Here is a 313-nt window from a genome sequence, read left to right as displayed (position 1 = left end):
GAGCATTAATTAAATTCGTAAATTCTTCATTTACTTGCCCAGATGAAATGGTTGTACCTGGCATAAAATTATATTTTCTTTGAATTTGTACCATAAGACGTCTCCTTTCTTCTTTTCAATTCATACTGAACCCCGATGCCGTATACAATAAAAGGACGTATATGAGTTACGTCCTCAATCATCATGCCTATTTTTTTCGTTCGATTACTTACCCGTAGTCGATTAATATACATTTCGATTCGATCAAATGTATTCTGATCCCAAATCGCTTCATCCCAATTGGACACATTCGCAGCATTTGGTCTTGTACCAT

Annotated in this window: 1 pseudogene; it reads right to left on the bottom strand. The window is 35.5% G+C overall.

The features are described 5' to 3' along the window. Positions 1-68: 68 nt before the first annotated feature. Positions 69-313: pseudogene (locus tag ACODS7_RS32960) on the bottom strand (hypothetical protein); the annotation flags it as partial.

It is taken from the genome of Bacillus sp. FG16 (genome assembly GCF_057809515.1).
The sequence above is the reverse complement of the archived record's forward strand: the minus strand, read 5'-3'. Positions and strand labels throughout refer to the sequence as shown.